Annotated in this window: 20 protein-coding genes; 18 read left to right on the plus strand and 2 right to left on the minus strand. The window is 48.8% G+C overall.

All coding sequences use genetic code 11. The features are described from left to right. Window positions 1-69: 69 nt before the first annotated feature. Window positions 70-414 (minus strand): YceK/YidQ family lipoprotein, encoded by a 345-nt coding sequence (locus tag OLMES_RS03095; protein WP_087459908.1) that lies wholly within the window; start codon window positions 412-414, stop codon window positions 70-72. Between the two features lie 392 nt (window positions 415-806). On the opposite strand from OLMES_RS03095, the gene OLMES_RS03100 reads away from it, so the two are divergent. The 6 genes from OLMES_RS03100 to fghA all read left to right on the plus strand — a co-directional run bounded on the left by OLMES_RS03100 (window position 807) and on the right by fghA (window position 6,238). Next, entirely contained in the window at window positions 807-1,844 is a 1,038-nt protein-coding gene (locus OLMES_RS03100) for a DUF6174 domain-containing protein (protein WP_087459909.1), read from the plus strand. A gap of 116 nt (window positions 1,845-1,960) precedes the next feature. Next, on the plus strand, window positions 1,961-2,626 hold the full coding sequence (locus tag OLMES_RS03105; RefSeq protein ID WP_087459910.1) for a DJ-1/PfpI family protein: 666 nt from the start codon (window positions 1,961-1,963) through the stop codon (window positions 2,624-2,626). Window positions 2,627-2,660: 34 nt separating this feature from the next. Next, entirely contained in the window at window positions 2,661-3,689 is a 1,029-nt protein-coding gene (locus OLMES_RS03110) for a GlxA family transcriptional regulator (protein WP_087459911.1), read from the plus strand. Between the two features lie 83 nt (window positions 3,690-3,772). Continuing rightward, window positions 3,773-4,072 carry a hypothetical protein gene (locus tag OLMES_RS03115; RefSeq protein ID WP_087459912.1) on the plus strand — a complete coding sequence of 100 codons (300 nt, stop codon included), beginning with the start codon at window positions 3,773-3,775 and terminating at the stop codon, window positions 4,070-4,072. Window positions 4,073-4,202: 130 nt separating this feature from the next. After that, on the plus strand, window positions 4,203-5,312 hold the full coding sequence (locus OLMES_RS03120) for an S-(hydroxymethyl)glutathione dehydrogenase/class III alcohol dehydrogenase (protein WP_087459913.1): 1,110 nt from the start codon (window positions 4,203-4,205) through the stop codon (window positions 5,310-5,312). A gap of 50 nt (window positions 5,313-5,362) precedes the next feature. After that, window positions 5,363-6,238, plus strand: coding sequence for an S-formylglutathione hydrolase (gene fghA, locus OLMES_RS03125; protein ID WP_087459914.1), 876 nt, complete (start codon window positions 5,363-5,365; stop codon window positions 6,236-6,238). A gap of 57 nt (window positions 6,239-6,295) precedes the next feature. Here fghA and OLMES_RS03130 read toward each other — a convergent pair whose 3' ends face one another. Next, window positions 6,296-6,712 carry a hypothetical protein gene (locus OLMES_RS03130; RefSeq protein ID WP_087459915.1) on the minus strand — a complete coding sequence of 139 codons (417 nt, stop codon included), beginning with the start codon at window positions 6,710-6,712 and terminating at the stop codon, window positions 6,296-6,298. 535 nt (window positions 6,713-7,247) lie between these two features. Between OLMES_RS03130 and urtA the strand changes: the two genes are divergently transcribed. From urtA to ureG, 12 genes are all read left to right on the plus strand, one after another. After that, entirely contained in the window at window positions 7,248-8,486 is a 1,239-nt protein-coding gene (gene urtA, locus OLMES_RS03135) for an urea ABC transporter substrate-binding protein (protein WP_232465395.1), read from the plus strand. A gap of 185 nt (window positions 8,487-8,671) precedes the next feature. Further along, window positions 8,672-10,297: an urea ABC transporter permease subunit UrtB gene (urtB, locus tag OLMES_RS03140; protein ID WP_087459917.1), complete on the plus strand. Its 1,626-nt coding sequence runs from the start codon at window positions 8,672-8,674 to the stop codon at window positions 10,295-10,297. A 42-nt stretch (window positions 10,298-10,339) separates the two neighbouring features. Next, window positions 10,340-11,422, plus strand: a complete 1,083-nt coding sequence (gene urtC / locus OLMES_RS03145; RefSeq protein ID WP_087464310.1) for an urea ABC transporter permease subunit UrtC — start codon at window positions 10,340-10,342, stop codon at window positions 11,420-11,422. Between the two features lie 3 nt (window positions 11,423-11,425). Then, complete coding sequence (gene urtD / locus OLMES_RS03150; protein WP_087459918.1) at window positions 11,426-12,256, plus strand: urea ABC transporter ATP-binding protein UrtD; 831 nt, start codon at window positions 11,426-11,428, stop codon at window positions 12,254-12,256. Window positions 12,257-12,266: 10 nt separating this feature from the next. Further along, entirely contained in the window at window positions 12,267-12,962 is a 696-nt protein-coding gene (urtE, locus tag OLMES_RS03155; protein WP_087464311.1) for an urea ABC transporter ATP-binding subunit UrtE, read from the plus strand. A 142-nt stretch (window positions 12,963-13,104) separates the two neighbouring features. Further along, a complete protein-coding gene (locus OLMES_RS03160; protein ID WP_087459919.1) occupies window positions 13,105-14,028 on the plus strand; it encodes an urease accessory protein UreD in 924 nt (307 codons plus the stop codon). 70 nt (window positions 14,029-14,098) lie between these two features. After that, window positions 14,099-14,401, plus strand: a complete 303-nt coding sequence (gene ureA / locus OLMES_RS03165; RefSeq protein ID WP_087459920.1) for an urease subunit gamma — start codon at window positions 14,099-14,101, stop codon at window positions 14,399-14,401. Between the two features lie 25 nt (window positions 14,402-14,426). Then, complete coding sequence (locus OLMES_RS03170) at window positions 14,427-14,732, plus strand: urease subunit beta (protein WP_087459921.1); 306 nt, start codon at window positions 14,427-14,429, stop codon at window positions 14,730-14,732. An 88-nt stretch (window positions 14,733-14,820) separates the two neighbouring features. Further along, window positions 14,821-16,527 carry an urease subunit alpha gene (gene ureC, locus OLMES_RS03175; RefSeq protein WP_087459922.1) on the plus strand — a complete coding sequence of 569 codons (1,707 nt, stop codon included), beginning with the start codon at window positions 14,821-14,823 and terminating at the stop codon, window positions 16,525-16,527. Between the two features lie 52 nt (window positions 16,528-16,579). Then, window positions 16,580-17,041 (plus strand): urease accessory protein UreE, encoded by a 462-nt coding sequence (gene ureE, locus OLMES_RS03180; protein ID WP_087459923.1) that lies wholly within the window; start codon window positions 16,580-16,582, stop codon window positions 17,039-17,041. Next, complete coding sequence (locus OLMES_RS03185; RefSeq protein WP_232465253.1) at window positions 17,010-17,702, plus strand: urease accessory protein UreF; 693 nt, start codon at window positions 17,010-17,012, stop codon at window positions 17,700-17,702. Before ureE ends, OLMES_RS03185 begins: the two co-directional genes overlap by 32 nt. 1 nt (window position 17,703) lies before the next feature. Further along, on the plus strand, window positions 17,704-18,327 hold the full coding sequence (gene ureG, locus OLMES_RS03190) for an urease accessory protein UreG (protein WP_087459925.1): 624 nt from the start codon (window positions 17,704-17,706) through the stop codon (window positions 18,325-18,327). Window positions 18,328-18,631 lie beyond the last annotated feature (304 nt).

Below are 18,631 nucleotides of genomic sequence, written 5' to 3' on the forward strand. Positions count from 1 at the left end.
GGTGGCCAGTGTAGTCCGCTGGCCATGATTTTTCAGAGTAGCTTGCGGTTTGATGCTCAGCATCGCATGCTAGTGAATAGGAATGCTGCCTTGTTTGTGCTGCTGTTGAATCGTATAGGGCAAAAGTACCGTGTCTAACGCGGCAGAGGCGGCGAGTTCTACGCCATAGTAAATCGCGAGCTCACCAGAGGTGGTAGATTGTGGTCGGGCGTGCAAATGGCAAAGGCTGTAGGTAAATCCAGAGTAAACCCGCGGGATTGTTTCGCAGTAGGTCTCCGCGCTGTGTAGGTTCCGTTTTATTTCCTGATCGGTGTGCAGACTCGTGCGCAGCGTACCGCAGGCGCCCAATCCGAGGCAGAGACTTGCCACCAGAAGTGATTTTTTGTAGTACTGTACTCCCTTTCCTGAACGCATAATCCAATCCCTCGTCTCCTGATTTTATCTAAATCAGTATTGCATACTATTGCCTGAATGAAATCCTATACTTTGGATATTTTTGCTTCATTCTGATTATGGTCTCAGTTTCAGGGTGTATAGTTTTTTGACGTAAGCGCATTAGTTCGCGGTAAATTTTTTAATGGCTGGCTAAGGCAATACTGATGTACTGCTTTTGTATTATTGTCACTCCGTAAAACGAGGCGTACCTTAGGGAAGCGCTAGCATGTGCGCTAGTGCTCAGTATAACGTTTGTCATTCATTTTACGTTTTAATGGTTGTATATACATGTAGTTTTGACGAATTTGGACGATAAATTGCGGGCGATGGCTTGTAATTCCATCGTTAATTTTTAATACAAGGATGCTGCTATGATTCGCAGAATTGTCAAAATAATCAAAAATCGGGCCTTGGTCACGATTCCTGTATGTTTGTTTGGTTTTTTGCTCACATATACAAACACTGTGCGAGCGGAATGTAATATCGCTGATCTTGATAACTCGACAGCAGGTGTTATTCAAGCTTACTTGGCGTATTACGGGCGTGTTCCTGATGCCGGTGGTTATGAGTTTTGGAAAATGGAACTGGAAAACAATGGTAATGATTTCTCTGCCATAAGTACGATATTTGGCGAATCGAAAGAATTTTCGGATCGATTTGGTGATTTGGACGACGCAGAGCTGGTGGAGCAGTTATATCAATGGCTCTTCAATCGAGCTCCGGATGATGCTGGTTTTGCGTTTTGGCAGAATCAGTTGGACTCCGGTCAGGTGACCTATGCGGAAATGGCTCTTGCTGTACTTCGGGGCGCGACGGGTCGTGATCTGGATTACATCGATGGCGTTACGGCGTTGGTGTTTCAAGTCGTTCGGCAAGGGCCGCCCGATTATCGTTCTCCAAGTGAACTGGAAGTATGGTCTGAAGTGCCACTGTTGTTGAATTTCTATGATAATGACTTGGAGGCCGCCTGCTCCCGGGTAAATTTAGCGCTCACCGAGAATAGAAGGTTCTTGCCACTTGATCCAGACGTCACGGAAATGTATTTGAAAAACTTTGAGCTTTGGCGAAGTCTGCCTAATCGGGATAACTATATTGCGACTCTTGCATTGTATTGTTTCTGCACGGTAAGTGGCAATATCACCGTCCATGTTGAAAATGGTACCGTCGTGGCTATTGAAGATACGGATACCGGGGAACCCTATGGTGAATTTGGTGTTGCGGATGCGATTACGCTGGAGAATATGCTGACCATTGCGGAGGCTGCTGTGGTTGGGGAGGCGCGTTATTATAGTATCGAGTTTGATGAAAATACCGGTTTTCCCGTAGACTTTTCTATCGATTACAGCCTCAGTATCGCGGATGATGAAATAGGTTGGACCGTATTTGATATTGAGTTTACCAGCCCCTGAGGCGCCTCTTTGTCTTGTTGGATATGTGTCCTTTTTTGTGGGGTGGTTGTCATTGTGCCATCTTTGCTGCGATGCGAATATACAGCTATGTTTCCCAACACAGAAGGACATAATTGATGCACATTCAAATTCTGCTTTATGAAAATATGACTGCGCTGGATGCCATTGGCCCCTATGAGTGTTTGAGCCGTATCCCTGGTGTTCAATTAACTATGGTCGGGTTGGACACGGGGTCGGTTCGGACGGATACCGGATCGCTTGGCTTGATGGTCGACCAAATACTGGAAGACGCGCCATTGGCGGATGTAGTTCTGGTGCCCGGTGGGCCTGCCCGTGGTGTGGTGGCCATGATGGGAAATGAGCGAGTGAAGGCCTGGTTACAACGGCAGCATGCACAAACCACAGTGACGGCTTCGGTTTGCACGGGGGCATTGATTCTCGCGGCCCATGGTATCGTCACTAGCGGTCCGGTAGCCAGTCACTGGGCAGCAGAAGAGCGCCTGAAGGCATTGGGTTTAGCATACAGCGGCCAACGAATCACCGAGAATGGTAAGGTCGTTACGGCTGCCGGGGTCTCGGCTGGGATTGATATGGCACTGGCATTAATTGATCGCTTGGTAGACCGCGAAACTGCGGAGTTGATTCAACTTGGCATTGAGTATGATCCGCAGCCTCCTTTTACCATGCACAAAACACCGGAGAAAATGGAGGCCTACATGATATTGTCCAACAAACTAGCAGACTCCCGTAAGCAGGCTATCGCGGGGCATGATCGGGCTTGATGCGGTTGAGTAAGGTTGTGCAAGGTCGTTTGCCATGACAATTCCGAGCAATAGCGCGAAATCAGTTGCCGTTATTGGCTTCGCGAATGCCCAGGTGCTGGATATTACCGGTCCGATGGAAGTATTTTCCCAAGCGAACAGGGTGGCAATGGGCCAAAATCAACAAGGTAAAGTGGAACCGGAAAGCCGTTACAATCGATACACCATCGGGCTGTATTCCCCCGATGGTGAACCCTTCCGTGTCAGCAACGGGCTACAATTGGTTCCGGTGGGGGCGCTGGCGGATATTGGGCAAAACACCCATACGCTAGTGATTGCTGGTGGACAAGGAACACTGGCACAAATGGAAAACCCTGCTTTAATCCGATGGCTACAACGCGCAGAAGGGGGCTTTGAGCGGATTGTCTCAGTGTGTTCGGGAGCGTTGTTGCTTGCACAAGCGGGGCTCCTGACCAATCGAGTGGCAACAACCCACTGGAGCGCCTGCCAGACGTTGCAATCCAACTTTCCAGAAACACGGGTCAATGAAAATGCAATCTATACCCGTGATGGTAAAGTTTATACGTCCGCCGGGGTGACGACTGGAATTGATTTGTGTCTGGCTCTGGTGGCTCAAGACTATGGCCGGGCTGTGGCCATCACCATTGCCCGCTCGCTGGTACTGTATCTTCAGCGCCCGGGAGGGCAACGGCAATTCAGCCGTGTGCTGGAGCTCCAAAGCCGGACATCGAACCATCTGGAAGCGCTCGTGTTCTGGATGGCTGAAAATCTGGATCGAGATTTGACCGTGGCCACTCTGGCCGAGCAGGCCTGTGTCAGTCCTCGGCATTTGGCCCGTAAATTTCAGCAGGAGTTTGGCTCCAGTCCCATGAAGTTGCTGGCATTTCTGCGTCTGGAGAAGAGTCGGGAACTGCTTGAAGAAAGCAACCTCTCCATTCAAATCATTGCCACGCAATGTGGATTTCAGTCTACGGAGACCTTACGTCGGCAATTCAACGAGCAATACGGAATCAGCCCTTCACAATATCGGGAGCGCTTTGCGTTTGCTCGGGATTTTGGGTAAAAAATCTATTCGACATTTGCCCCCGTTTTCCTTACAGTGGCGCCCCCTTCAAAAAAGTCCGATGAACACAAAGGTAGAGGTTGGTGTTGTACTGGGAAAGTAATGAACGTTTTTTTACTGCGACATTGCAGCGTGATTTGTTCGGTGACTTGTGCATTATGACCCGTCAGGGCGGTCTCCGTGATAAGTCCGGAACGACTCATATCATTCATTGTCATGACTTACCCCATGCCCGCAGCATTCTCCGTGATATTTTCAAACGGCGTAAACAAATGGGCTTCAAACTGTTTCCCGAAACCCGGCAGCTCGGCTCCGACCGCGTCGCGCAAAAACGCCGCCGCCCATCACCTGACCGCGCTCAACTCGAGTTGTTTCGTCACTGAGAGTCTCTGTTGGCCTACAACGGGATGTCGCATTCTTGTGACAAAACCAACTATACTGCAGGCATTTCCTATCGATTTTAATGTTTTTCGATCGTATTTTTGACAGTACAACTTCTACCGAGGACTACTCATGAAAACAAGAGCCGCTGTTGCCTGGGAAGCAGGCAAGCCACTGACCATTGAAGAAATTGACGTTGCAGAACCCAAGGCAGGTGAGGTTATGGTGCGCATGGTGGCAACAGGAGTCTGTCATACGGATGCGTATACGCTTTCCGGCGATGACCCAGAGGGTATTTTTCCATCGGTTTTAGGGCATGAAGGCGGCGGCGTGGTAGAGGCTGTGGGGCCCGGTGTTACGTCGGTAGCGGTTGGTGATCATGTGATACCGTTGTACACGCCTGAATGTGGCAAGTGCAAGTTCTGTCTTTCTGGTAAAACCAATCTGTGTCAGGCAATTCGGGCGACACAGGGGCAGGGGTTGATGCCCGATGGCAGCAGTCGCTTCTCTAAAAATGGTAAACCCATTTTTCACTACATGGGCACGTCCACTTTTGCAGAATATACCGTCCTGCCGGAGATAGCGGTTGCTAAGATCAATAAAGCAGCACCGTTAGATAAAGTGTGTTTGCTGGGCTGTGGTATTACCACCGGAATCGGCGCGGTTTTGAATACCGCCAAAGTGGAGCCCGGTGCGACCGTTGCGGTATTTGGTTTGGGAGGGATTGGCCTGAGCGTAATTCAGGGCGCGGTTCTCGCCAAGGCATCACGGATTATTGCCGTTGATATTAACACCGAAAAATTCGAAATGGCCAAGTTGCTCGGGGCCACTGACTTTGTTAACCCCTCGGAATACAGCGACCCCATTCAAAATGTGATCGTTGACTTGACAGATGGCGGTGTAGATTATTCTTTCGAGTGTGTCGGCAACACCAACTTGATGCGCTCTGCATTGGAATGCTGCCACAAGGGCTGGGGGGAATCCGTTATCATCGGCGTTGCAGGCTCCGGGCAGGAAATCAGTACTCGACCGTTCCAATTGGTTACCGGCCGGGTATGGCGCGGCACGGCATTCGGTGGTGTGAAGGGCCGCACACAATTACCTGACTACGTTGAGCAGTATATGCGTGGTGACATCAAAGTTGATGAAATGGTGACGCATACCATGGGGCTGGACAAGATAAATGACGCTTTCGACCTGATGCACGAAGGGAAAAGTATTCGTTCGGTTATTATTTATTAAGTCGGCACAAATCAGTAATCGTTACGATCCCGGAGATTGGTCTACCATCGATGAACACTACAACCCAAAGTCCATTGCAACAGATTTCTGAAAGTTTGAGCTTTGCTGGTCGTCAATTACGTTTTCAGCATGCATCGTCATGCTGTCAGTGTGATATGACGTTTTCGATCTACCTACCGCCCCAGGCGGAAGAGTCGGGGGCCCGATTACCCGTGCTTTACTGGTTATCGGGATTGACCTGCACCGATGAAAATTTTGTGCAAAAATCCGGGTTTCAGCGCTACGCAGCACAACACGGTGTTATTGTGGTTGCGCCTGATACCAGTCCCCGAGGAGAAGGGGTGCCCGATGATCCGGACGGTAGCTGGGACATAGGCCTCGGTGCCGGCTTTTACGTGAATGCGACTCAGGAACCCTGGCGTACTCACTATCATATGTATGATTACGTCAGTGCCGAGTTGCCTGAAATAATTGCGGAGCATTTCCCGGTTGATACAGCTCGGCAAGGGATCTTCGGACATTCAATGGGCGGGCACGGTGCGCTGGTTATTGGTCTGCGCAATCCGGATTGCTTTCGCTCGATATCGGCTTTTGCTCCGATCGTAAATCCTGCCAACTGCCCGTGGGGGCAAAAAGCTCTGGGATATTATCTGGGGGAAGCCGGACGTGCCTGGAATGATTATGATGCACTGGCGCTTCTGGAAGAACATCAGCCCCAGTGCATGATTAAAATCGATCAGGGGGGGGCTGATTCATTTCTCGAAGCCCAGCTTCACCCGGAGCGTTTAGTGCAACTGTGTCAGAATAAACGCTATCCGCTCGAATACCATTTATACCCGGGTTACGATCACAGTTATTTCTTTATTGCTTCATTTATCGGGAGCCATTTCCAGTTTCATCTTGAGCAACTGAATCAATCAGCATAAAGCCGAACCCTGAATAAACTCTGGTTCGGCGTTTGTGCCATCAGGCTGAGTCATTCCTCAGCCTTTACTGTCTTTGCTGCTTCTAATGATCCGTCGGTGCCAGATCGAGTAGTAACGCCAGTTACTCGGTGCGTGGGATATGATTCCCGAGGCGATGATTGCCACCACCATAATCAACGTGTCCCAATTAGGTGCAATGCCTACGAGAAGGAGCAGTCCTATTTTTAACATAATGATTATGCCCCTAATTTGCACAAACCAAATGAGATTTGAAAGGGCGTCGAGCAAAAAAAGTGCGCTTCCCGTTGTAATCGCCGCATACCAAAACCAAGCCCAGTTATCAAAAGGCAAACCGAAGAAAATTCCACCGGCTGTACCCGCTATGGTTAATATATGCAGTGACCTTATTATTATTTTTGTGGTTCTTTTTCCTTTAAAATCAGGTGATAAGGGGGTTTTAATATTTTTTGTCATATGTGTATTAAACCCTTCGATATTTTTAAGAAAGCCTTCATTTTTCGATTTGTCGTAAATTTAAATTGAGCTTAAATGGTGCGTGATTAGAAAGTATTGGTGCCATTTTTCCGTGCACTGTGCCACTTAGGGAAATTGTGTGTTGTTATGGTGCGCTCATTTTGTTTGTGGTATTTGTTGGTGCACTTATTCCTTGCGATTCTCCCCGTTAGCTTGAGTGTTAGTCGTTTTTGTTTCAATAATTTTATAAAAAACAACAACATGTTCATTTTGGTATGGTTGCTGCTATAAGTCACGAAGGACAAAACTGATTTCGCCAAGAGACCGGATCAGGGTTTTCGTTGATGTAATCGCGGTGCTCTTTGCGTCACTCAGCTGATCGCTGTCTCAAGTTTTAGTCAGCACGTTCTATTTATTTAAAACCATAATAGCATTTGACGAATTCTCATAGCCCCACAGAAGGGTAGGAAGACAGGAGCAAATAACGATGAAAAAAACGAAGTTGGCGCTTTCCGGTTTGGCCGCTGCAATTTCCATGACTTTGTCGGTTCAGGCGCTGGCCGCTGACACCATCAAAGTAGGGGTTCTTCACTCGCTCTCCGGTACCATGGCAATCAGTGAAACAACATTGAAAGATACAATGTTGATGCTGATTGAGGAGCAAAACAAAAAAGGCGGTTTGTTAGGTAAAAAGTTGGAACCCGTGGTGGTTGATCCTGCCTCAAATTGGCCGTTGTTTGCTGAGAAAGCGCGTGAACTGGTCGAGAAAGAAAAAGTTTCTGCGGTCTTTGGGTGCTGGACGTCTGTATCCCGTAAGTCGGTACTGCCTGTCTTCGAAGAGCTGAACAGCATTCTATTCTACCCTGTGCAATACGAAGGTGAAGAGTCTTCGAAAAACGTATTCTATACAGGGGCGGCACCTAACCAGCAGGCTGTTCCAGCGGTAGATTACCTGATGAACGAGATTGGTGTTGAGCGCTGGGTTCTGGCGGGAACCGATTACGTTTATCCACGTACGACTAACAAAATACTGGAAGCTTACCTAAAAGCGAAAGGGGTTAAAGATTCCGATATCATGATCAACTACACGCCATTTGGTCATTCTGATTGGCAGAGCATTGTTTCTGATATCAAGAAGTTTGGATCTACCGGGAAGAAAACTGCGGTAGTTTCCACCATTAACGGTGATGCAAACGTTCCATTCTATAAAGAACTGGGTAATCAGGGGCTGTCTGCGGAAGATATTCCAGTAGTGGCGTTCTCCGTTGGTGAAGAAGAGCTCTCCGGTATCGATACCAAACCACTGGTTGGTCACCTGGCGGCCTGGAACTATTTCCAAAGCGTAGAAGCTGATGTGAACGAAGACTTCATCGAAAGCTGGAAGACCTACATCAAAAACGACAAGCGCGTAACCAACGATCCGATGGAGGCCCATTACATTGGCTTCAATATGTGGGTGAAGGCGGTTGAGAAAGCGGGAACGACTGATCCTGAAGCCGTGCAGGATGCATTGATCGGTGTGACAGTTCCGAACCTCACCGGCGGTTACTCCGCTATGATGCCAAACCATCACATCACCAAGCCAGTGTTGATCGGTGAAATTCAGGACGATGGCCAATTCCAGGTTGTATGGCAAACCTCTGGTACGGTTGCGGGTGATGCATGGTCTGACTTCTTGCCGGGCTCTAAAGATATTATCTCCGATTGGCGTACCCCGCTATCGTGCGGTAACTACAACGTCAAAACTGGCAAGTGCTCTGGTCAAAACTTCTAAGTTGACCTAGGCAACCTGGGTGCACTCAATCAGGTGCTCCAGGTTGTTCCTGCATCAAGTTTTCTGGCAGATCTTTTGACTCGAACTGACCAAGCCCGAGGAGAGAGATCTGCCAGTTTTGTCTTGGTGTCTGGATTCGGAGAATTGGCGGGATTTCTCAAGAATCATTTATAGGAAAGAATATCATGAGGACACGATTAACTCTGTCCGGGCTGCTTTGCAGCGTACTGTTAGTAGTACCCCTGATGTTGTTGGCTGCGTTAACCCAGGCTGATGAAGCTTTTGATCAGGCGTTGGAACAATTTGCGAAAGGCAAGATTAAAAATGTACAGCAGGGTGTAACGCTGCTGTCAGATAGTGAAGATGAGCGGGTGCCCAAAGTGCTCAAGCACTTGCTCGAAGGTCAGTTGTATCGTAATCGCGATACCGATCAGGTTGTATACATCACCAAAGAAGGTGAAGATTTGGTTTGGGTTGTCCCGGTTGCTCAGGATGATGCCGAACCTCAATCGGCCAAAGACCGACGGGTGAAGCGTGTTGGCGTAAATAATCGCCTGCGCAGCATGATCCGGACAACGTTGGCAGGGATTAATCTCAAGCATCCAGAGGCAGAAAAGCGAGCTGCAGCGATCCGGGAATTGTTGGGCGATCTGGATGAGGATACGTTAGCAATTTTGAAGAAACGGGAAACGGTCGAAACGGATGAGTATGTCAGTACTCTGATTGCAACCGCGCTCGCGCTGGCTGATCTGGATAGTAATGACGCTGAGAAGCAGCTCGCAGCAGTTCATCTATTATATGATAGCCTTGAGCCGGATGTCCGGATCGCGCTGAAGCAAAAAGTGGATCAGGTAACTGATGTAAAACTGCGTAAAGAAATTGAAAAAGCAATTGCCCACATAGAAGGGCAGATCGATTTTTACGAGAAAGTTAAAACTGTATTCTTTGGTTTAAGTCTTGGCTCGATTTTAGTTTTGGCTGCGATTGGTTTGGCCATCACCTTTGGCGTCATGGGGGTTATCAATATGGCCCATGGTGAGCTGATTATGATCGGTGCTTACACCACCTGGGGAGTTCAAGCATTGTTCCCGGGGAGCGTGGAATATTCGTTGTTAATCGCCGTTCCTGCGGCGTTCCTGGTTTCAGGGGTGGTTGGGATCGCTATCGAGCGTGGCGTTATCAAATTTTTATATGGTCGCCCACTGGAAACGTTGTTGGCGACATTTGGTGTGAGCCTGGTACTACAACAAGCCGTGCGTTCACTGTTTGGCCCTCTTAATCAGAGTGTTGAGACGCCTTCCTGGATGAGCGGTCTGCTGGAAATCAATCCAGTCTTTTCTCTGACGTTAAATCGTTTATACATCATTCTTTTCTGCTTCATGGTGTTTGCCGTTCTGTTTGTTATTCTCCGGAAAACCAATCTGGGCCTCCAGGTTCGGGCTGTATCCCAAAATCGGGCGATGGCGAGATCCATGGGGGTACGCTCTGAGTGGGTTGATGCCATGACCTTTGGTTTGGGTTCCGGAATTGCTGGTGTGGCTGGTGTTGCACTTAGTCAAATATCCAACGTTGGGCCGAATCTGGGCCAGGCCTATATTATCGACTCGTTTATGGTCGTGGTATTTGGTGGCGTGGGTAATCTATGGGGTACGATGGTTGCCGGGCTCTCGCTTGGTGTTGCCAATAAGTTCCTTGAGCCTTTTTCTGGCGCCGTGTTGGCGAAAATTCTGGTATTGATATTCATCATTCTATTTATCCAGAAAAAACCAAGGGGACTATTCCCTCAAAAAGGCCGGGCTGCAGAGGGGTGAGAACCATTTATGAATAGTGTAACTGTAAACAAAGAATTGATAATGCAAAAGCCGGACAACCGGGTGTTGGATGGTAAAAGCAAGTTGTTCCTGAGCGTGCTGCTGGTTGTCAGTGCAGTGGTCTTTGTTGCCAATATGATCATCCCGGAAGGCAGTGCTTTGCACATGTCGACCTATTCGGTCACGGTATTGGGTAAATACCTCACCCTGGCATTGCTTGCGGTATCTGTAGATTTAATCTGGGGATACATGGGGGTTCTGAGTTTGGGGCATGCCGCCTTTTTTGCACTGGGTGGGTACGCCATGGGTATGTATTTAATGCGTCAGATTGGCGACCGTGGTGTATACGGTAATCCTGACCTTCCAGATTTTATGGTGTTTCTGAACTGGCAGGAACTACCCTGGTTCTGGCAAGGCTTCGATATGTTCTGGTTCGCCATGATCATGGTTATTCTGGTGCCAGGTATATTGGCATTTGTCTTCGGCTGGCTGGCATTTCGCTCCCGGGTCACTGGGGTGTATCTTTCGATTATTACCCAGGCTCTCACTTATGCCCTGATGCTGGCTTTTTTCCGTAATGAAATGGGTTTTGGCGGGAATAACGGTCTGACAGATTTCAAGGATATACTCGGCTTCAGCCTGCAGAGTGACGGAACACGCATCGCATTATTTTTACTGTCAGCTTTGGCCCTCGCGCTGGGCTATCTTGCCTGTCGTTACATTGTTACCTCGAAATTAGGGCGTGTGACGATCGCTGTGCGTGATGCGGAAAGTCGGGCTCGCTTTATGGGTTACCGAGTGGAAAACGTTAAGTTATGGGTGTTCACGTTTTCTGCCGCATTAGCAGGAATTGCGGGCGCACTTTATGTTCCCCAGGTGGGTATCATCAATCCGGGCGAGTTTTCACCCTTGAACTCGATCGAAGTGGTGGTCTGGGTCGCGGTGGGTGGTCGGGCAACGCTCTATGGGGCCGTTGTTGGTGCACTTTCCGTAAACTATGCGAAATCCTGGTTTACCGCGGTACTGCCTGATGTGTGGCTATTTGCACTGGGTGGACTTTTCGTCATCGTGACGTTGCTGTTGCCCCAGGGTATTGTCGGTTTGTTCAAGAAGAAGGGGGCATAGATCATGTCATTTGGAAGCGTTCTGGAAGACTTGCGCCATCGTGACAAAGTCTTTGATTTCATGATGCCCCAGGCAAGTGCCCAGCTGGATGTCAGTAAAGGCTACATCCTGTATCTCGAAGATATTAGTGTCAGCTTTGATGGTTTCAAAGCGATCAACGACCTGAATTTGTATATTAAAGAGGGTGAGCTGCGTTGCATCATCGGGCCGAATGGTGCCGGTAAAACCACCATGATGGATATCATCACCGGGAAAACCACACCGGACAAGGGCTCTGCGTGGTTTGGGCAGCGTTTGAATTTGTTGAATATGTCTGAGCCCCAGATTGCGGAAGCCGGGATCGGTCGAAAATTCCAGAAACCAACCGTGTTTGAAGAGCATACGGTGTTCGATAATCTGGAGCTGGCCATGGCCGGTGACAAGCAAGTACTGTCTTTGTTATTTGCTGGGTTATCAGGCGAACAAAAAGATCGAATCGATGAGGTGATGACCCTTATCGGCTTGCAGGATTGTCGCTATGAGCGTGCGGGATCGTTGTCTCATGGACAAAAGCAATGGTTGGAAATCGGCATGCTGTTGATGCAAAACCCGAAACTGCTGCTCGTGGACGAACCGGTTGCCGGTATGACCCATCAGGAAATGGATCGTACAGCCGAGCTTTTGAACTCCCTCGCAGGACGGCACTCTGTAGTCGTTGTTGAGCATGATATGGATTTTGTCCGTTCTATTGCCCGCACTGTTACGGTATTGCACCAAGGCAGCGTATTGATGGAAGGAACAATGGATCAGATCCAGAATGATGCAAAAGTCAAAGAAGTTTATTTAGGTGAATAGCGGGGGTGGCATGCTAGCGGTAACGGGTTTGAATCAATATTACGGCGAGAGTCATACTCTGTGGGATCTTGATGTCGAGTTTCCAGAAGGCAAGTGCTCCGTCATTATGGGGCGGAATGGAGTCGGTAAGACCACTTTGCTCAACTGTGTGATGGGGCTCTTGCCCCTGAAGTCTGGAGTCATAAACTTTAATGGTACTGACTTGGTCAAATTGTCAGCAGAACAGCGTGCCCCACAAGGTATTGGCTATGTACCTCAAGGGCGACAAATTTTTCCGATGTTGACGGTTGAAGAAAACTTGCGAATCGGCTTGCCGGTTCGAAAGGATAAAGCGAAACAGATTCCCGGGTTTATTTACGAGTTGTTCCCGGTATTGAAAGAGATGCTGGGGCGGCGCGGCGGGGATTTATCCGGTGGCCAACAGCAGCAATTAGCCATTGGCAGGGCACTGGTTATCGATCCCAAACTGTTGATTCTGGACGAGCCGACGGAAGGTATTCAGCCGAACGTCGTTCAGGAAATCGGGGATGTCATCCGGAAGCTCAACCAGGAAATGGGTTTAACTGTTCTGCTGGTGGAGCAAAAGCTGCCGTTTGCGCGCAGAGTTGGTGATCGATTTTGCATCATGGATCGTGGTCGTGTTGTTGCTCAGGACGAAATTGAAAACCTGAATGAAAATCTGATTAAAACCTATTTGACGGTTTAAAAATAACAGGTTACGTTAGTCTCATCCATACTCCAGTTTAGAGCACCAATGGCTCGACAACTGGAGTGCATCTGTTTTCGAGTCATTCCGAACGAATGCTTTCGGAAAGCTCATCTACTCTCTACAAATAAGGAAAAACGCATTGCACAGCGTTGCAGCTTGTGAAACCAAGAGCCCCGAGGGTGAGCAATCAAGCCAGGGCTATGGGGCTGATCGAAACTGGCAGGCTACACTCGAATTAGGGTTTGAGCGCCGCGAAACGAAAACTATCCTGAAAACGATGCGATTTGTCGGGCCGGTACGTGTGCAGCGCCCCTTCTACCCTGAGGGCGAACTCTGCCACCTTTATCTTTTACACCCCCCTGGTGGTCTGGTAAGTGGCGACACATTGCAAGTCCTGGTTGATAGTCCACAGGGAACACAAGCACTGATTACGACCCCTTCCGCGGGTAAAGTGTATCGGGCTGACAGCGATCTGCTGCCACAGACGCAAATTAACCGCCTGGCGGTTGCGGGTGATCTGGAATGGCTACCTCAGGAAAACATCGTATTCGATGGTGCCAACGGTATATTGAAAACGGAAATCGAATTGTCCGGGGCTGCCCGTTTCTTGGGGTGGGATCTGGTGTGTTTAGGGCGACCTGCGAGCCAGTTACCTTTTCAATCGGGTTCCCTACAGCAAATACTTACGGTATCCCGGGACGGAATACCGTTACTTATTGACCGGTTCGCTGTGGACGGTCGGCAAACGAAAGCAGATGCTGCTATGCTCAATGCCCATTGGGGCTTGGGTCGTCAGCCTGTAATGGGGACATTACTGGCCTCGGGATTTGCGCAAGCTCCCGATGCGCTGATCACAGAACTCCGGGCGGCCTTCTGTCCCGATAATCAAGCACTGCCCTCGGGTGGGCGGGTTGCATTCACGTTTAAAAGTGGTTTGTTGATTGCGCGGTACATTGGTCCGAAAACAGAAGAGGCCCAGCAAATTTTTCGTCAAATCTGGGTGATGACGCGGCCTGTATTATTTGGCCGTTCTGCGCTGGGGCCGCGCATTTGGAATACCTAAGCGGACTATATGAGCCGGTCTCGACATTGTCCGGGCAATAATTTTAAAAGCATATTAATCGAGGTCATCCATGGAATTATCTCCAAGAGAAAAAGATAAACTGTTGATCTTTACTGCTGCATTGCTTGCGGAGCGGCGTAAAGCAAAAGGCATCAAATTGAATTACCCTGAATCCATTGCGTTAATTACGGCGGAAATTATGGAGGGTGCTCGCGAAGGTCGCACGGTTGCGGAATTGATGAGTCTCGGCAGAACCATTTTAACTCGGGATGATGTTATGGAAGGTATTCCGGAAATGATTCACGAAGTGCAGGTTGAAGCGACCTTCCCGGATGGTACCAAACTGGTTACTGTCCACGACCCGATCCAATAAGTTAAACATTCACAGGAGCGCCCATATGATACCTGGCGAATATCAGATTGCTGAAGGTGATATTGAACTCAATGCAGGTCGTACAACGGTCAGTGTTGAGGTGGCCAATACCGGAGATCGGCCTGTACAGGTCGGCTCTCATTACCATTTCTATGAAACGAATCCGGCATTGCAGTTTGATCGCGCGATTACCCGAGGTTACCGCCTCAATATTGCTGCGGGTACTGCAGTCCGCTTCGAGCCAGGGCAAACGCGCACCGTTGAGTTGGTGAGTCTGGCAGGTCAGCGCCGGGTCTACGGATTTCGCGGTGAGGTTATGGGCGACCTCTAGTTGAGAGGATCAGTCTGGAATACGGTCAACAAGCAAAATACGGGTCAGTTCCGCGGTAGAACGAATCCCGGGCAGAGGGGGAATTGCAGTGGCAAAGATTACACGACAGGCGTACGCCGATATGTTCGGCCCAACAACGGGAGATAGAGTCCGGTTGGGGGATACCGAGCTTTGGATCCAGGTTGAGAAAGACTTTACCGTTTATGGAGACGAGGTCAAATTTGGTGGCGGTAAAGTAATTCGTGACGGTATGGGGCAGAGCCAGTTACCCAGTGCCGAGGTAATGGATCTGGTGATTACAAATGCGCTGATTGTTGATCACTGGGGTATCGTTAAAGCAGATGTCGGGGTTAAAGAAGGAAAAATAGCCGCAATCGGTAAGGCGGGTAACCCAGACACCCAAGAAGGTGTTGATATTATTATCGGCCCGGGTACGGAAATCATTGCCGGTGAGGGACAGATCTTGACCGCTGGGGCAATTGACGCACATATCCACTTTATTTGTCCGCAGCAAATCGAAGAAGCGTTAATGTCCGGTATTACCACTATGTTGGGTGGTGGTACGGGCCCTGCTACTGGCACCAATGCGACAACCTGCACGCCAGGCCCTTGGAATATCGGGAAGATGTTCCAGGCGACCGACAGCTTACCTATGAATTTTGGATTTCTGGGAAAAGGTAATGCGAGTTTACCCGAAGCTCTGGCTGAACAGCTGGAGGCCGGAGCGTGTGGTTTGAAGCTACACGAAGATTGGGGAACGACACCCGCATCTATCGATAACTGTTTGACTGTTGCGGATCAGTACGACGTACAGATTGCCATCCATACCGACACACTGAATGAGTCAGGTTTTGTGGAGGATACGCTGGCCGCATTCAAAGGGCGTTGTATTCATACGTACCATACCGAAGGTGCCGGTGGTGGCCACGCGCCCGATATCATCAAGGCAGCTGGGCATGCCAACGTATTGCCTTCATCAACCAATCCAACGCGGCCTTATACGGTCAATACGGTAGATGAGCATTTAGACATGTTGATGGTTTGTCACCATCTGGATCCCAATATTCCGGAAGATGTGGCGTTTGCTGACTCCAGAATTCGCAAAGAAACGATTGCCGCGGAAGACATACTTCATGACCTGGGGGCATTCTCGATGATTGCTTCAGATTCCCAGGCTATGGGGCGAATTGGTGAAGTGATTTGCCGGACTTGGCAAACCGCACACAAAATGAAAGTACAGCGCGGTTTGCTGCCGGAAGATGAGGATATCGGCGCTGATAACTTCAGGGTGAAACGTTATATTGCAAAATATACGATTAATCCAGCGCTTACCCATGGCGTCGGGCATATCATCGGGTCAATTGAACCGGGCAAGTTAGCCGACCTGGTTTTGTGGAAGCCTGCTTTTTTTGGGGTGAAACCTGCCATGATTTTGAAAGGAGGGTTTATTGCTGCAGCGCCGATGGGAGACCCTAATGCCTCGATTCCGACACCACAACCTGTGCACTACCGGTACATGTTTGGCGCATTTGGCAAAGCAACAGCAAAGACCTGTATCAGCTTTACCAGTCAGGCAGCCCTTGATTCAGGTCTAAATGAAAAGCTTGGTCTGGATCGTGAGTTGGTAGCCTGCAAGGGGGTTAGGTCCCTGACCAAGCACCAGATGATCCACAATCATTATATGCCGGTAATCGAAGTAGATCCGCAAACTTATGAAGTCAGGGCAGATGGGCAGCTCTTAACCTGTGAGCCTGCTAAATCCTTGCCACTTGCGCAGCGGTACTTCTTGTTTTAGTCCGTATCGATTTCAATTTTGATGGTCAAGCATCAGGAGAAAAACCGGTTATATGTTGAAGTTAGTTAAAAACAAGGGGCATATCCATGCCCCATACTATGGTGTGGTAACACTGAGTTATGATGAGCGGGTAAAAGGTCGATTGAAATCGGCGTTGGAATCTGGTGAGGAGGTCGGGCTATTTCTGGAGCGAGGCAAGGTTCTGCAGGATGGCGATGTGCTGGAAAGCGAATGCGGGCGTTTGGTTCTGGTTAAGAGTTTGCCTGAACAGGTTGTGATCGTGCGCACCAATGATTGGTTTACGTTTTCTCGATGTTGTTACCATCTTGGCAACCGTCATGTTCCTCTGGAAATTGGTGCGCTCTGGTTGCGCATGAAGTCTGACCATGTGCTTGAAGACATGGTGCGTCTGCTGGGATTGGATATTGAGTCTGAGGTCGCGCCATTCAATCCGGAGTCCGGCGCATACAGTGGTTCAAGTCATGCCCACAAGCATGGGCACAGTCATGGGTAACTGTCAGCAGTTGTTGTCTTTACTTCACCTGTCCAGTCCAGCATTGCCTGTCGGTGGGTTTGCTTATTCTCAAGGGCTGGAGAGTGCCATTGAGCTGGGATGGGTAAAAGACAGAGCGACTATGGTGGACTGGCTGAGCGGTATTCTGTCGCAGGGTATGTCCAATCTTGAGCTTCCGGTTATGCGGCGTATGGTGTTTGCATTGGCCGGGGAGGATTCACGCAGCATTCAGTACTGGAATCAGTTCCTGTTCGCCTGCCGAGAAAGTCATGAGTTGCAATTTGAGGATCAGCAAGTCGGTGAGGCGTTGCGCCGGTTGCTATTGTCTCTTGAAATTACCGGCGTGGATCGTTTACCTAAGCCCGCAAGCTATGCGCTGATGTTTTGCTCTGCTGTGCAGCACTGGGACATTGATATTGAAGCCGCCTTGAGTGGCTTCTGTTGGAGTTGGCTGGAAAATCAGGTTGCTGTCGCTTGTAAGACGATTCCACTGGGGCAAACGGATGGACAAAAAATCATGATGTCCATGAAAAAACAAATTGAGGTCGCGATCGAGCGATCAGCAGTGCTGGAAGATGATCAACTTGGTGTGAGTTTACCCGGGTTGGCCATTGCAAGTGCATTGCATGAAACACAATATTCAAGATTATTCAGGAGTTAAAATGACAACTCAGTGTTTACGTGTAGGTGTCGGTGGTCCCGTTGGGTCCGGTAAGACTGCATTACTTAAGCAATTGTGCCTTGCAATGCGGGAGCATTACAACATGGCTGTGGTAACGAATGATATCTATACCAAAGAGGATGCCGAGTTTTTGTTGCGTAATGAAGCGTTAACGTCCGATCGCATCATGGGGGTCGAGACCGGAGGTTGTCCTCACACAGCTATTCGCGAAGATGCTTCAATGAATTTGGCCGCGATAGATGAATTGCAATCTCGGCATTCCGGATTGGAGTTCGTGCTTGTAGAAAGTGGCGGGGATAATCTCAGTGCAACGTTCAGTCCGGAACTTTCCGATTTAACGCTTTATGTAATTGATGTTTGCGCGGGGGACAAGATTCCCCGAAAAGGTGGACCGGGCATTACAAAGTCGGACCTGCTAATCATTAACAAAACAGACTTGGCTCCAATGGTTAATGCTTCACTCGATGTTATGGATCGAGATGCGAAGAAAATGCGAGGAGATAAGCCATTCGTGTTCACCAATCTAATGCGTGGAGATGGTCTTCAGACCATTATGGATTTTATTATCGAACAAGGGATGTTGGAAAAGCGAATGGCGGGCTAGTGTTTCGAGGGATATAGCGTTGCTTTGAGTGTTCAGTAACAGAGTAGGCAATTAACTGGACACTCGCTCTTGGATGCCGCATGCTTTTATCTCTTCTTTATCTCTTCTTTATCTCTTCTTTATCTCTTCTTTATCTCTTCTTTATTTCTTCTTTATTTCTTTTTGGAATTTTGGTTTGGCTTATTTGAGCTATATGTTTTAGAAACTAAACTTGATGTGGCTAAAAAGTGTGCTAAATTTGTGTGATTCTGTTCGCAAAATGATCATATTAAAGCGATCACAGATTTCTTTCAAATTAATTACA

The sequence above is a fragment of the Oleiphilus messinensis genome (assembly GCF_002162375.1).
GTDB classification, from domain to species: domain Bacteria; phylum Pseudomonadota; class Gammaproteobacteria; order Pseudomonadales; family Oleiphilaceae; genus Oleiphilus; species Oleiphilus messinensis.